Genomic DNA, 14,899 nt, shown 5'->3' on the forward strand with positions numbered 1-14,899 from the left:
AGATGAATTCCAACCAAACTAGGACGTTGCCGCCGGCGCAGTGAAGATGCCTCCTGCACAACGCGTACGCAATTCCATCTTCCTCATTCTACACCCGCTGGCTAGAGATACGACAACCACCAGTACGTGTGACGCTGCTTGTAGGCCTGATACCACCGACACGGCCAGTACAGGACCAGCACCACCGCCAGCCACACCGAATAGGCCCGCAGCAAACTAGGCTGATACGCTAGCGGCCACTGAGGCGCTGGCGTAACTGATAGGTTGACTGGCTGCCCGAAAGCAAGGCGCGTCCAGAGCCAGGCCGCGCCACTGATGAGCAGCAGGTGCAGCAGGTAGTAGAAAAACGGCACCTGCCCGTAGGTGCGTAGCCAGCGCGCCGGGCGGCTAGCGACTCCTTCGGCCACACTGAGCAGCAGCAGGGCTACCCCTAGCGTCAGGCAGCAGAACAGCAGCGAGGGTGGGTACTTGCTCACGTTCAGAAACGAGAGCACCGTGTAGAGCCCGCCGCGCGGCTGCACGCTCCAGGGTTGCGGGTCGCCGTACCAGTTGGTGGCTCGCAGCCCCACAAACAGCACCAGCAACGCCGCCCCCGCCAGGCGCAGCCGCCGGGCACGCTCGGGCAGCGGCAGTCCAAACCAGGGCCCGACGAGGTAGCCAGCCAGCATCACGCCCAGCCAGGGCCCGACGGAGTAGGCTACCAGCAGCGGCGGCAAGCCGGGCAGTGGCAGCACAAAAGGGCCGTTGTGCAGCAGAGCCCAGCCCGCATTGGCCGCCGTAACGGGCTGCAAAAACGGCAGCGCGTCGTGGCCTAGCAAAATGAGGACGGCCAGTCCCACCAGCACCGGGCGCGGTAGCCAGAGCAGCCCGGCCAACAGCACCATACTCCCGCCGATAGCCCAAATAATCAGCAGTAAGAACAAGCCATAGCCCCATTGGAGCACGCCGCTGAAGACCACCAACTCCAGCCCAATCAGCCACAGTCCGCGCGTGAGCAAGAAGCGGCTCGTGGCCCCGCGGCTACCGCGCCGCTGTTGAGTTAGCCAAATACTCACGCCCGAGAGAAATACGAATGTGGGAGCGCAGAAATGGGTAATCCAGCGGGTGAAGAACAGCAGGGTTGTGGTCTGGGTCAGGTCGTCGGGTTTGAAGGGCGTGTAGCTCCAAAAATCACGCACGTGGTCGAGGGCCATAACGACCATCACCAAGCCGCGCACGATGTCGATGGCCTGGACGCGGGTGAGGCGTGCTACTGGTGGCTTGGGCTTGGTTAGGGTAGCAGTCTGGAGCATGGGCAAGAATAGATTCGCCGCGTAGGGCTGTCAATAGCCTCCGTTTTACCTAATGTGCTTGCTGAAGATTTATTGTATTGCTGATTTTTATACCAGCTTGTAAATAATTTCTACTATTTCTGTTTGTCGCGCGTTTGCAAAACCTTTGTCCGTGCCGATTTTTACGAAATCGCATTTTTCTAAGACTTTTTGCGAACCTAGATTGTCAAACGCGACTCGCCCAAAAATAGGTCTTGTACCTTCAATGGTCAGAAAATCCTTAAGTGCTGTTGTCGCAATACCTTTCCCCCAAAATTTTCTATCTATCCAATAAGTAAGTTCGGCATCACCTTCTATTTCAAATTTTGCAATACTACCTACGATAGTTTCATCAATTAAAATTGTCTGCATATTTATTACTGGGTCATTCAGATGCCTGGTGTATTTTTCAAAATATGCTTCTTTGTCGGCAGTGTCTTTTGAAGTAAAAGCAGCTAAGTAATTTGCCTCTTCATCCAGTTGAAACTCGAACAAAAATTCTAAGTCGGATTTCTCGGTCCGTCTAAGTTTACATTGATTGTTCTGCATCGTGCTGGATTTATTATTCATTTGTGCTGCCGGGTGCAACGACCAATAACCAGACAGCCACTAGCCGCCGCAGGCCAGGTAACTGTTGGTCGGATAGTGTTGACAGGCGTAGACCAAGCGTAGACAGGCCAGCGGGGCCGAAAAGTATTTACAGGCGGCAACAAGATACTTTAATACTGAATACGCGTCTCGGCTAGTACGTTTTGCCGTGCTGGGAACCGCTGAGAGGCAATAGGTAGCGGGTACCAGAAGCCTTTTTTGCTCTGGCCTTATACATCAGTATGATAGGTAATAACGACATAACATCAATGCCAAACTTTCAACCAAAACACTGGTCTGAGTTCACCAAAACAGAGGGTTGAGTTGGAAATGGATGTGAATTTGGCAGAAATGGGCCAAAGAAAAGGGCCGGCGGAAGGAAACTTCCGCCGGCCCTTTTCTTTGGCTGTCTAGTCTGCTAGAGCAGGTTGCCCATCACGGCCATTGTAGCAAGTGTAGGTGTGGGGCTGCCGCCTTCGTTTTCCACCGTCATGGCGAAAGCCTGGGCGCTGGCAATGTCCTTCATCTGTTGCAGGCTGTCACCGGCTACAGTGGTGGCGGCCAACACGCCGGCGTCTACGGGCTTGCCGTTGTCGAGGGCCCAGAGTTGGTACTGCTTGCCGGCAGGGGGCGCGGGTAGACTATGCACATCCACGTACACGGCTTTGGTGGTCGGGTTGTACAGCACCCGGGCTTTAGCCGTGGGCGCGTTGGGCGTACCAGCCAGCGCTACGCTCTTGAAATCCACGTTGCGGAATATGGCTAGCTCCTGCTCTTGGCTGCTGAGGCGCTTTTCGGAGGCTTGCTGCGTGGCCGCGAACTGCGCTTGGTTCCTCTGGGCCACTACCAATTCCGACTGCGTGTGCTGCAAGCGATTGTAGAGCACATAATTGCCACCTAGGCTCAGTAGCAATGCTACCGAAGCCGCCATCATCCAGCCGAAGCCGCCGCGCGACGTTTCTTTATAGGTCGGTTCGGGCGCGCTGCTGATGGGCCGCACCACGGGTTCGGGCGCAACAGCCATTGGCGGCGTTTCGGGGCGGGTGTCCGCGGCCGGTGCCACTTGCATAATAGGAGTAGGTTCGTGGCCCCGGATGGCTTGCTGCCAGCCCGCCAACACTCGCTCCCGCATCTCGGGTGGCGGCGTAATGGCGTGCGCCTCGGCGTAGGTGTCGAGGCCACTGACAATGGCATTAAGTTCATGCCGGATTTCGGGGTGGGTGGCCGCCAGGCGTTCCACTTCCGTACGTTCTACCTCGGGCAACACGCCAAGTGCGTATTCCTCCAAGATGCCTGATTCGATGTACTGCTGAATGTCCACGGCTACCGAATCAATTTTGAAAGTACTTTGATAGCCGCCCGGGCGCGGGTTTTCACCGTGCCCAGAGGCAAATTCAATTCTTCGGCGACCTCGCTTTGCGTGTAGCCTCCGAAGTACAGCATATCGACAACCTGCTGCTGGTCGGGGGAGAGTTTTTTGGTCATTTCCTGCAAGCCGATGTGCTCGGGCCGGAACGTGGGCGATGCGGGCTCACGTACTGCGGCGCTGTCCTCAAGTGGCTGGGTACGAGTACCTACGCGGTACTGTCGAGAGCGGATTTTGTCGATTGCCAAATTTCGACACACGTTCATCACCCACGTAAACAGCCGGCCTTTGCTAGCGTCGTAAGAGGCAAAAGAGTTCCAGATCTTGACCATGCCTTCTTGCAGCACGTCCTCGGCTTCTTCCTCTTTCTTGACGATGCGCATAATGACGCCGTAGAGCGCCGCGGAATATCGGTCGTAGAAAAGAGTCATGGCGGCCTCGTCGCGGTTGCGCAGGCGCTGTACGAGTAGGTCTTCTCCGTCAGATACGGGTGATGTGGCTTCGGGGGGAATGACAGTCACGGGGAGTTGGGTATGGTACGGTGGGAAGTGAGCCGGAACCCGCCGACAAGCGAAAGTACACTACACGAGTAATTGTTCGCGCTCCGACCTTCATAAATTCCGCTTATCTCGGCGATATGGTCCGCAACCTCCGTGCTACGGTGGCGTTTCATGGGAAGTTGCGCAAATAGATGAGTTTGCCAGTTTCCTTGTGCGATACTTGTGCAATAAAGGGTTTTCTGGATTTTAACTCGAATCGCCGCTTCCTCCCTAAGCCGGCCGTATTATAGGCTGTTGCCGAAAAACTCTCTCCCTGCTTCCACCTGGCACCTTCTACCCACCCTTCTCCTAGTTCTCATGCCTATCGAGTCCTTCAATCCGTACACCGGCCGCGTGCTGCGGCGGTTTCGCGCTTTCTCCTGGCCTAAAACCGAACGTATTTTGACCCAAAGCCACCGGGCCGCCGCCACGTGGCGCACCACTTCTTTCGCCGAGCGGGCCCGCCTTATGCACCGCGCCGCCGAACTGCTGCGTGAGCGGCAAGACGAGCTAGCCCGCCTCATGGCTATAGAAATGGGCAAACCGATTGTAGATGGCCGCGCCGAAGCCGAGAAGTGCGCCCTCTGCTGCGATTACTACGCCGACCACGCCGAGGAATTCCTGGCCGACGACCTGATCCAGACCGAAGCGCAGCGCAGCTTCATTGCGCACGAACCCATTGGCGTAGTGCTGGCCGTGATGCCCTGGAACTTCCCGTTTTGGCAGGTGGTGCGCTTCATTGCGCCGGCGCTGATGGCGGGCAACGTGGGCCTGCTCAAACACGCTTCCAACGTGCCGCAGTGCGCACTGGCACTGGAAAGCATTTTCCACGATGCTGACTTCCCGCCCGCCACGTTCCGGGCGCTGCTCGTGGGCTCCGATATGGTGGAAAAACTGATTGGCGACGACCGGGTGCGGGCCGTGACGCTGACTGGCTCGGAGCCGGCCGGCGCGCAGGTGGCCGCTACGGCGGGCCGCTACATCAAGAAAACCGTGCTGGAGCTGGGCGGCTCCGATGCCTTCATCGTGCTGGCCGATGCCGACGTGGACCAAGCCGCCAAAACGGCCGCCCAGGCGCGCATGATCAATGCTGGGCAGAGCTGCATTGCGGCCAAACGCTTCATCGTAGAGAAGCCTATTCTAAAGGAGTTCATCGCAAAGATGAAGACGCACCTGCTAGCTTTCCGCCCCGGTGACCCACTATCCGAAGACACTCAATACGGCCCCCTCGCCCGCCCCGACCTTGCCGACGAGCTAACCGAACAAGTAGACGACTCCGTGAAGCAGGGCGCGAAAGTGGAACTGCACGGCGGCCAGAGCCAGCCCGGCACCGCTCTGTTCCGCCCCATGATTCTGAGCAACATCAAGCCCGGCCAACGTGCTTACGCGGAAGAATTGTTCGGCCCCGTCGCCCTCATCCTGGAAGCCAAAGACGCCGACGATGCCGTGCGCCTCGCCAACGATTCCCGCTTCGGCCTCGGCGGCTCCGTCTGGACCAAGGACGTGAAGCGGGGGGAGGAACTGGCGCGCCGCGTGGAAGCCGGAGCGGTGTTCGTGAATAGTCTGGTGAAATCGTCGCCGGAAATGCCGTTTGGGGGCGTGAAGAAGTCGGGCTACGGGCGCGAGCTGTCCTACCTCGGCATTCGGGAGTTCGTCAATCAGAAATCCATTTGGATAGCGAAGGAGGAGAAAGCCGCGTCGAAGAAGAAGAAGGTGGAATGAGCCCGCTGTCATTGCGAGGAGGCACGACGACGCAATCCTTCCTCTCACTGCGCAAAACCTACTGAAGCAGCAAGCCCTTGCCATCCGTGTTGGCGTCAAGGGCTTATCTTATAAGTGAAGCTCTCAGCTCATAGAGGAAGGATTGCGTCGTCGTGCCTCCTCGCAATGACAATACCTCAGCAATAGCCCAGCACCTTATACGTCAGGTAGCCGGTTATTTCGTGGAGCAGCAGGCTCCAGCGGCTCAGGGCTTCGGCGTCGGGCAGGAGCCAGTAGTCGGGGGTGGCGGTGCGGTTGGTGGTGCGGAAGTCGGCGGGGAAGGGCGTGGGCTCCAGGCCGACGCGGCGGAAACAGCCCAGCGCCCGGCGCTGATGGAAAGCCGACGTAATGAGTACTACCGACTTGATTTCGGGGTGGCTGGCTAGTAGCTCTTTGGTGAAAAGGGCGTTTTCGCGGGTGTTGCGGCTACGGTTTTCCACCAGAATATCCTGGCGCGGCACGCCGGCCAGCCGCAGCAGCGTGAGCAAGTCGCGGGATTCGGTGTGGGCCACGTCTTGCACGGCACCCGAGCCGCCCGAGATAATGATGCGCCGGATGCGGCCCGCCCGGTAGAGCCAGAGCGTGTGCGTAAGCCGGTCGGCCCCAGGCCCCAGGTACACCCTATCGTGCGGCGACTTGTGCACCTGCGTAATACCCGTGAGCAGAATGCCCGCGTCGTGGCCGCTTACTTCTCGCAACGGCACCGGCGGCAGTTCCCACGCTAATAAGGCTTCGTTGACCAATGCGCCGTTGGTGCCTAGCAGAAATAGCACCAGCGTACCCAGCAGCAGACGCCGCTGTCGGTTCGGGCGGCGCGTGAGAAGCGCCGCGAGCAGCAGCGCCACCAGCCACAGCGCTGGCAGTAGCAGAAAGTCGAGCAGCTTGGAGAGTAGAAAAAACACAGTCGAGTGCTTGGTTGTGGGCACGCAAGATGGCGCATGCCATTTTAAGGGATCGGCTAAGGCTATAGTTAGAAAATAGCTCCCCTCCTTTTTTCAAGGAGGGTGGCCACAGGCCGGGGTGGTTGACTAGAGCTAGAAAACTAGCGCTAGTAGTCGTTCAACGGTCTTACCACCCCGGCCTGCGGCCACCCCTCCTTGAAAAAAGGAGGGGAGTTGAAAACTAGCTGTAACCTCTAACTCCGGGCTTTGAAGCTGCTACCGGAATAGCAGGAGCATAAGCAGTAGCGCGACGAATAGAGCAATAAGAGCCCACACGTCTTTGGGCAAGCGGATGCGGCTCATGTGGTGACTGGCAAGAATGCGTGCAGCCGCCGCAACATATCTACTACTTCCTGCTCCGTGGTCAGCGTGTCGCACTCGAGTAGGCGGCCCTGGCAGTACGACACGAAAAAGGGCGCTATTTTCTCCTGCATCATCTTTTTGGCCACGGGATTTTCATCGGCGTTCAGCCGCAGAAATAAGATAGGCTTGAATTCTTCCTTCCCTGCAAACCGCTCGAAAGGCGGCGCCAGCAACTCACACGTTTCGCAGTTCAACGATGTGAACTTGACAAACACCTTTAGGTGCTCGTGCGTGAGCCGGCGTAGCTGCTCATCGTCGGCATCATGAACCTGTTGGCTTTCAGTGGCTTTCATAGCAGCATCACGACATTACACCTTGCCAGGGAGACAAAGCTTGTATTCGTTCTATAAGAGCATACGGGCACCAGTCGCAAAGCAGACGGCAAGCTGGCCAAAACACTTCCTTTCCAGGCGGCTTGCTGATGAGCAAAATGGGTAGTCGAAAGGCTACTTTTTCAGCATCATCTCCCGAATATATTTCACCGGGGCGCTGCCGTAGCTCAGGAATTGCTCGTGGAAGGCTTTGAGGTCGAAGCTCCGGCCCTGCTGCTTTTTCAGCTCTTCGCGCAGGTCGTAGATGGCCGTGTAGCCCGTGAAGTAGGAACTGAGTTGCACTTGGCTCAGAGTGGCGCGGCGCCACTTATTGCGGGCCTCGGCTTCCTCCTGAAATCCGTCGCGGCGCAACAGGGCTACGATGGCGTCTTCGCTGGCTTTGTTGACGTGGACTTCGTGGTCGAGGATGGTGTTGAGCGTGACGCGCATGTTCCACTTGTCCCACATCAGCCAGATTTCGTCGCTGTTGCCACCGTAGCCGCTTTCCAGCATCATGCGCTCCGCGTACACGGCCCAGCCCTCAATCATGGCCCCGTTGCCGAAGATGGCCTTGACGAGCGAAGGTGAGCGGTTGGCATACACGAGCTGCGTGTAGTGTCCCGGAATGGCCTCGTGAATATTCAGGATCTGGAGAGTGTACTCGTTGTACTCGCGCAGGTAGCTCTGGGCCTGGTCGGCGGGCTGCCCGTCGAGCGGGTCCACGTTGTAGTAGGTGTTGGCGGCTTTATCGTAAGGGCCGGGAGCCGAAACGCTGGCGCCGGCGCCGCTGCCGCGCATGTAAGGCGGCGTTTCGCGCACTACCAACGGCTTGCTCGGGTCCTGCGTGAGCAGCTTATTGTCGTTTACCCAGCGCACCAGCGTGGGCATTTGGTCGCGCACGGCCTGTACGAAGCCGGCTTGCGTGGCATGCTTCTCCGAAAGCTTGCTCACCACTTGCTTCACGGCGGCCAGCGAATCGGTGGGCAGCGGCCGGCCGGGGAAGTATTTGGGCCAGAGGCGCGCGGCCCGCTTGTTCATATCACGCAGCAGTTCCTGCTTGTGTTGGAGCGCCTTCTGGTACACCTGGTCGGCGGTGTAGGTCGATTGGATGTCGTAGGTGAACTTACGGTCGAAAAGCTCCTTACCGAGCCGGAAGCTGCGGAATTTACCCGCTGGCAGCACTTCCGTTTCCAGAAACCGGATATAGTCTTCGATGCTGAGCCGGGTGGTGGTGAGCCGGGCAGCAAACTCTTCTTTCTCCCGCGCCGTCAGCCCCGACCGCGCAATGGAATCCTGCAAGGCCTTCCCAAACACATCCAGCCCGCCCCTATTCTGCTTGATGGCCAGCTCAGTGTGCTCTTTGGTGGGCGTGTTGATGTTAGCTTCGGCGGCGGCGTAATAGTCGGCGGCTCTGGAGAGCTTGTTGCTGATGGCCCGTAGCCGCCGGTCGAGGGGCCAGTAGCGGCCGTTCAGGATTTCGCCCACCGACGCGCCCAGGTTGTAGCCGGCCGGGTTCCACTGCCAGTCGCGCAAGGTGTCGGCGTACCAGCGGCTGCTCTGCACGTAGTTCTGCATCATGCGCCAGTCGGTCTGGTTGTTCACCGACAGCTCTTCCAACTTAAAGCCCGCCAGCTCCTTGGCGCGCCGTTTCAGCATTTTGCTTTCCACTTGCCGCCGCGTCTCGGTGGGTGCTATCAGCAGCGAATCGTAGCGGTGGTAGCCCTGGTTGCTGGCCCACTCTGGGTTGTAGTACCACAAGGAATCAATGAAGTGCGTCTTGTAACGCTCGAACACAGCGTCCGGCCTGGCTTCGGCCTCAGCTATTTTGCGGCTTTGCGAGTCGCCGCAGCCGCTCAGCCACGCGGCACCAAGCAGCCCGGCAGTGGCCAGCAGCGTTTTCAGGGTATGCATTGAGGTCATATAAGAAGGGTTGGAAAGAGAGCCGGCAAGGTAGCGGGCAAGGACCCGGTTTGATACCGAACGTTGCCCCTGTCAGTAGCGCGAAGCTCCCGCTTCGCGCATCGTTGAACGATTGGCCCCGCGTCACTGGCGCCCACGCGTAGGAACTCGCTTCGCTCGTGCGCGAAGCTGGAGCTTCGCGCTACTTCAGGCGCCTAGCAGTTCGGCACATTGCCGGGCAATTTCCAGCTCTTCGTTGGTGGGCACTACCAATACTTTCACAGCCATTTCGGGCGCGTTGATTTCGCGCAGGTGCGAACTGCGCTCCTGGTTGCGCGCTTCATCCAGCCCGATGCCCAGGAAGCTGAGGTTTTCGCAGGCCAGGCGGCGCACGGCGGCATCGTTTTCGCCCACGCCGGCCGTGAATACGATGGCGTCGAGCCAGCCGAGCGCGGCGGCGTAGGCCCCGATGTATTTCTTGATACGGTAGGCGTACAGTTGCAGCGCCAGCGTAGCGGCCGGGTCGCCGGCGGCTACGGCCTGGTCTACGTCGCGCATGTCGCTGAAGCCGGTGAGGCCGAGCATGCCGCTTTGCTTGTTGAGTAGCGTGCTGACTTGCTCAGCGGAGTAGCCAAGCTGGTTGATGAGGTGAAAAATCACCGACGGATCAATGTCGCCGGAGCGGGTGCCCATCACCAAACCGCTGAGCGGACCAAAGCCCATGCTGGTATCGATGCAGCGGCCATTTTGCACGGCGGCCACGCTGCACCCGTTGCCCAGGTGCACCGTGATGAGGCTGACGTCGGGTGAGCCAAGGTAGGCGGCGGCTTGCTCGGCCACGTACTTGTGGCTGGTGCCGTGGAAGCCGTACACCCGAATGCCCTGCTCCCGATATAAGCTCTCCGGCAGCGCGTACCGAAAGGCATGCTCGGGCAGCGTCTGGTGAAACGCCGTATCGAATACGGCCACTTGCCGGGCCCGCGGAAAAATCTGCTCCGCTACTTCAATGCCAAGGTAGTTGGCCGGATTGTGCAGCGGCGCCAACGAAAACAGCCGCTTGATTTCGGCCTTCACTTCTGCCGTGATGATGGTAGTAGCCGCGAAGGTTTCGCCGCCGTGCACCACGCGGTGCCCCACGGCCTCAATTTCCGCCGGATCCCGAATCACACCCATGTCTGCATCGGTCAACAGTTCCAGCACCGCCTCCAGACCGGCCCGGTGGTCGGGCAACTGCTCGGGCGCCCGCTCGATGGTTTGCTCCTGGCCAGCGCTGAAGACTTTGTGCTTGATGCGCGGCTGTTCCAACCCGATGCGTTCCACCAAACCGCTGCACAGAGGCTGCTCGGCAGGCAGGCGGAAGAGCTGGTACTTGATGGAAGAGCTGCCGGAGTTGATGACGAAGATATTCATAGGCGGTTCTCACTCCCGGCTCTCTTCGCCAATGCAAGACGGGCCGAAGTGGTGTAGGTGACGGAAGTTGGGTAAGATCGAAGTAGAAACAACATAACGCTGTGCGTGGCTCCAGATGCTAGCAAGCACATGCACGCCCCGTTTCTGAGTGGAGTATTACGGTTTACTGGTCTTGGAACACAGGACAAGGCTTACGAGGCAACAGTTTCTATCCCGGCCAGCTCGAAGGTAAGGTTAACGGATCGGCCTTCCTTCGGCCAGGTCCGGTGCCTAACGTTGGCAGGAATGGCAAACAATTGGCCAGGCCCCAGCTCCACCGTTCGCTCTTCCAGATCAATGCACAACACGCCCTCCAGCACCAGAAAGATTTCGTCGCTATTGGGATGGTGATGCCAGAAGTACGGTTCCGTCATGACGCTGAGCCGCACTACGTGGTCGTTGATCAGCGAGACGGGCATGTTCTTATACCCATCGACGCCTTGGGTTTCCTGGTGAGTGTCAATGACCGTGAGCGGGGGCAACATAAACAGCTAGGTTAATAATGAAGTGGGACCGGCAAAGCTTGTTGGTCAGGCCGTGGCGGCTCCCGGCGAAGGTAGCGGCGGTTTCTGCAAAACACGGTGGGCGCGGGTACGCAACGTCAATAATTGCTGAAGCCGCAGCAGCATTCTATCCCAAAAAACTGTACGGAGGTCTTCGGCCTCAACTGGGACACGCTGCTTTATGCAGCGGTACGTGGTCAAAAGTCACATCAATACTTCCGGACTCGCAAGCGCCCTGTGAGATTGCTCAAACCAGCGGAGCTGGAGCTATCAGCGGAGCTGGAGCTATATTGCCTGCCCCTATTGGCATGCTTTCTAGCGCATGAAATGAATAGAAACAATATAAAAATTGGCGGCAACACTGCCGCAACGCAGCTAAATAAGGTCTGATGAAAATACTACTAGTTAATCCCCCTCATTTATCCATCGGCAGCAGGATGCCAAACGAGCATCTGCCGCCCTTGGGCCTGTTATCAATTGGAGGGCCGCTTATTGATGCCGGCCACGAGGTAAGCTTATTGGATGCGGACTATCATAATTATGAAATACGCCACGTAGCCAAACAAATACTCGAAAAAAATCCGGACGCCGTTCTGCTTGGACATTCAGGCTCTACTTCTGCTCAGCCAATTATAAACGATATCACAAGATTAGTCAGGCTGGAAAGCACCACCGTAAAAATCATTATTGGCGGAGTATTTCCTACCTATCACTGGAAAGAAATCCTAGAAAGTAATCCGCAAATCGATTATGTAGTTTGTGGCGAAGGCGAAGAAGTTTGCCTGAATCTAATTTCCGCTTTGCAGCAAGGGGGGTCGCCCGAAGGTATCAAGGGGTTAGCCTTTAGGCTAAATGGCGTTTGCTTTAAAACCCTACCGGCAGACAATATCAAAAACCTCGATGATTTTCGGATTGGCTGGGAGTTGATGCACGGCTATGATTACACGTATTGGGGCAAGCGCAAGGCCGTTGTTATTCAATTTTCCAGGGGTTGCCCCTACCCGTGTACTTACTGTGGGCAAAGCCTATTTTGGAAGAAGTGGCGACACCGAAACCCGCAGCTGCTCGCGGATGAGATTGAAATGCTGCACCACAAATACGGAATTGAGGTGATCAACTTTGCCGACGAAAATCCTTCTTCTAACCCTAAGGCGTGGCGGGCGTTTCTGGAGGCGTTGGTTGCAAAAAACTTGAAGCTGATTCTAGTTGGCTCTATTCGAGCCGATAACATCGTAAGAGACGCGGATTTTCTGCACTTATATAAAAAAGCTGGATTCGAAAGATTTCTGCTCGGCATTGAGAACTACGACGAGGTAGTTCTGGAAAAAATCAAAAAGGCAGGAACAATATCAACAGATAAGGAGGCCATCCAACTGCTGCGCAAGCACGGCATCTTGTCAATGGCAACGTATGTGGTAGGCTTCGGCGAAGAAAAAACCAGAGATTTTTACAATAGTCTTAAGCAACTGCTCTCCTACGACCCCGATCAAGTGCAGCTACTGTATGTAACGCCGCATAAATGGACTCCTTATTTTGAAGAGGTAAAGGACAAGGAAATAATTCTAACAGATCAGCGCAAGTGGGACTACAAGCACCAGGTCATTGCGACCAGCTATCTGAAGCCCTGGGTGGTAATCTTGTATGTGAAAATAATAGAGCTGGTTATGCAAACCAGGCCCAGCGCGTTGCGGCGACTTTTCTTTCACAAAGAAGCCCGCCTAAGAAGTGCCATGCGGTGGTACACGAGGATAGGTAGAAGAGTCTGGCTCTGGGAGCTCTACCAATTCTTTTTCGTAACCAAACTGACGAATACCAGCGTGAAAATGAAAGACTTTTGGGCCTGATCTGGCTAGAAAAGCATAGTCGGCAAAAGTCGAACATTGCCACCGCCTGTTCTGCCAAACGAAAGCCAGGAGCGAAGCGTCGAACACGTCAAATCCACTCTACTTTCAGTTAGCCCCCCTTTGCTATACGGGCGACGAGGCGCGCCCCCTGAAAATGACTTCACACGATTCGCAACCTGGTGAAGTTTATTCACATGCCCGTGCTTTCTTGCGTCCGTAAAGCACTACTATTCCAATGACTATTCTTGAGAAGCCCGGGCACCAAGAGTCTACGAGTCCTGACTCCTACTCTATTTTTTGGCAGTGGTTTGCCGCCAATCAGCAGAAGTTCTTCCATGTAGTCAAACAAGGCCAGAACATTGACGAAGAGTTTTTCGAAGAACTCAGCCCTAGACTTAGCGAGGTCAAGTCTGGGTGCACCTACTTGGTGGGCATGGACGATGCAGACACGGCCGAGCTGGTAATAACCGCCGATGGGGACGTAAAAAACTTTGTATTCGTGGAGGAGCTGGTGGCGGCGGCTCCCGCCCTACCCGGCTGGAAATTCACCGCGCTCAAGCAGGCTATCAACATGGAGGGCGTGGACGTTTCGATGGCCGGCTACCAGTTCGGCGTTGATACCATCAGCTTTTACGCCAACACCGATCCAGCCTACCCCGACGAAATTGCCCTGAGCATGGTCTATGCTGATTGGCGGGCCGAGGATGAAACCACGATACGGAGCGGGATTCTCATCTTTCTCGACAACTATTTGGGCGAATTTGATTTTGCCACCGTCATCGACCGTTACATGATAGTTGCTGCGCCTGAGCCTGGCGCGGAGCTTATTTCCATCAGCAAGCTCAAAGACTACCTAACCTGGCGCCAGAAAGAATTCGTGGAGAAGTACGAGGGCACACGGTACAATACCGCCACGGACAACTACTCGGGTTTTGAAGCAGAGCTGGAAAACGGCAACATCCTGGTAGCAGTTATGAATACAGATCTGCTGAAGTGGGACAGAAAACCTTCGCACCCTTGGATAGCCCAAGTTGACGTGGCGTACCGAGATGAGGCTACCAACCACGGCATGCCCGATAACGCAGCTCACGAGCTATCGAACCAGTTGGAAGACGATATCACCAAGGAACTCCAGGACTTCGAAGGCTACCTCAACATCGGGCGACAAACGGCTGACGGAGTACGCCAGATATTCTTTGCCTGTAAGGAATTCAGAAAGCCAGCCAAAGTACTACACCAGCTTCAACAAGCCTACGCCGACCAGTTCGATGTCAGTTATGAACTGTACAAAGACAAATATTGGCGCTCATTTGAGGGTTTTCAGATGGCTTAGCTGGTAGAAGATGCTGGTATGCTTGCCGCCATTGAACTGCGTACTGAAGGATAATTGCCGACATTGGGTGAGGTTGTCAGTGACGGCAACCTAAATGTTGGCTGCAAGCGACGCAAGACTTTAAAAAGACAAGATGGGAAGGCTGAGAACTGTTGTTTATATAACCTTGATGTGTATTACTGCTGCTTGCTCTACTTCGCGAAAGAGCAGTAGTGAAGTAACCAAACCCTATGCGCCGGCATCAAGAGACTTATATGACACGATTGCGCACATGGATAGCTTATTATTTGACGCATTCAACAACCGAAACCTTGAAAAACAAAAAACGATATTCGCAACCGACCTTGAGTTTTACCATGACAATGGAGGGTTGACAAACTATAATCAGGTAATTGAAAATACCCGTCGGCTTTTTGACCAAAACAATGGGCTAAGAAGAACGCTTATACCCGGAAGTCTTCAGGTATATCCTATCAAAGACTATGGAGCCATTGAAATAGGTATGCATCGGTTTTGTCACCCGGAAAACGGAAAGGACGATTGCGGAACATTCAAATTCGTTCATATCTGGCAAAAAAGAGCTGATGGGTGGAAACTAACAAGAGTAATTAGCTATGAACATTAAGCTTATTGAAATTTGTGTACGATTAGAAATATACCAGCAGCCAACAGTGCATTGGTAATATGGCTGC

The 14,899-nt window shown here is 55.9% G+C and carries 13 protein-coding genes; 4 read left to right on the forward strand and 9 right to left on the reverse strand.

The genetic code is table 11. The annotated features are described in order from the left end of the window. Positions 1-101: 101 nt before the first annotated feature. The 4 genes from ACYSMN_RS15410 to ACYSMN_RS15425 all read right to left on the reverse strand — a co-directional run bounded on the left by ACYSMN_RS15410 (position 102) and on the right by ACYSMN_RS15425 (position 3,785). Positions 102-1,292, reverse strand: a complete 1,191-nt coding sequence (locus tag ACYSMN_RS15410) for an acetyltransferase domain-containing protein (protein ID WP_488924798.1) — start codon at positions 1,290-1,292, stop codon at positions 102-104. Positions 1,293-1,379: 87 nt separating this feature from the next. Then, positions 1,380-1,880, reverse strand: a complete 501-nt coding sequence (locus ACYSMN_RS15415; protein WP_488924799.1) for a GNAT family N-acetyltransferase — start codon at positions 1,878-1,880, stop codon at positions 1,380-1,382. Between the two features lie 436 nt (positions 1,881-2,316). Continuing rightward, complete coding sequence (locus ACYSMN_RS15420; protein WP_488924800.1) at positions 2,317-3,219, reverse strand: anti-sigma factor; 903 nt, start codon at positions 3,217-3,219, stop codon at positions 2,317-2,319. Between the two features lie 2 nt (positions 3,220-3,221). After that, positions 3,222-3,785 (reverse strand): RNA polymerase sigma factor, encoded by a 564-nt coding sequence (locus tag ACYSMN_RS15425; protein WP_488924801.1) that lies wholly within the window; start codon positions 3,783-3,785, stop codon positions 3,222-3,224. Positions 3,786-4,121: 336 nt separating this feature from the next. Between ACYSMN_RS15425 and ACYSMN_RS15430 the strand changes: the two genes are divergently transcribed. Beyond that, positions 4,122-5,525 carry an NAD-dependent succinate-semialdehyde dehydrogenase gene (locus ACYSMN_RS15430; protein WP_488924802.1) on the forward strand — a complete coding sequence of 468 codons (1,404 nt, stop codon included), beginning with the start codon at positions 4,122-4,124 and terminating at the stop codon, positions 5,523-5,525. A gap of 176 nt (positions 5,526-5,701) precedes the next feature. Here the strand turns inward: ACYSMN_RS15430 and ACYSMN_RS15435 are convergent, their stop codons facing one another. The 5 genes from ACYSMN_RS15435 to ACYSMN_RS15455 all read right to left on the reverse strand — a co-directional run bounded on the left by ACYSMN_RS15435 (position 5,702) and on the right by ACYSMN_RS15455 (position 11,012). Further along, on the reverse strand, positions 5,702-6,466 hold the full coding sequence (locus ACYSMN_RS15435; protein ID WP_488924803.1) for a YdcF family protein: 765 nt from the start codon (positions 6,464-6,466) through the stop codon (positions 5,702-5,704). Positions 6,467-6,804: 338 nt separating this feature from the next. Further along, positions 6,805-7,161, reverse strand: a complete 357-nt coding sequence (locus ACYSMN_RS15440; RefSeq protein ID WP_488924804.1) for a thioredoxin family protein — start codon at positions 7,159-7,161, stop codon at positions 6,805-6,807. Between the two features lie 153 nt (positions 7,162-7,314). Then, positions 7,315-9,090 carry a DUF885 domain-containing protein gene (locus ACYSMN_RS15445; protein WP_488924805.1) on the reverse strand — a complete coding sequence of 592 codons (1,776 nt, stop codon included), beginning with the start codon at positions 9,088-9,090 and terminating at the stop codon, positions 7,315-7,317. 195 nt (positions 9,091-9,285) lie between these two features. Then, complete coding sequence (locus ACYSMN_RS15450; protein ID WP_488924806.1) at positions 9,286-10,488, reverse strand: acetate/propionate family kinase; 1,203 nt, start codon at positions 10,486-10,488, stop codon at positions 9,286-9,288. A 191-nt stretch (positions 10,489-10,679) separates the two neighbouring features. Then, positions 10,680-11,012, reverse strand: coding sequence for a cupin domain-containing protein (locus tag ACYSMN_RS15455; protein ID WP_488924807.1), 333 nt, complete (start codon positions 11,010-11,012; stop codon positions 10,680-10,682). Positions 11,013-11,419: 407 nt separating this feature from the next. Between ACYSMN_RS15455 and bchE the strand changes: the two genes are divergently transcribed. The 3 genes from bchE (at position 11,420) to ACYSMN_RS15470 (ending at position 14,832) form a co-directional block, all read left to right on the forward strand. Beyond that, on the forward strand, positions 11,420-12,874 hold the full coding sequence (gene bchE, locus ACYSMN_RS15460) for a magnesium-protoporphyrin IX monomethyl ester anaerobic oxidative cyclase (protein ID WP_488924808.1): 1,455 nt from the start codon (positions 11,420-11,422) through the stop codon (positions 12,872-12,874). Positions 12,875-13,307: 433 nt separating this feature from the next. Further along, positions 13,308-14,207, forward strand: coding sequence for a DUF695 domain-containing protein (locus ACYSMN_RS15465; protein WP_488924809.1), 900 nt, complete (start codon positions 13,308-13,310; stop codon positions 14,205-14,207). Positions 14,208-14,376: 169 nt separating this feature from the next. Beyond that, the gene (locus ACYSMN_RS15470; protein ID WP_488924810.1) at positions 14,377-14,832 is read left to right on the forward strand and encodes a nuclear transport factor 2 family protein; all 456 of its coding nucleotides are present in this window, start codon (positions 14,377-14,379) and stop codon (positions 14,830-14,832) included. Positions 14,833-14,899 lie beyond the last annotated feature (67 nt).

The organism is Hymenobacter sp. M1-2 (assembly GCF_057808495.1).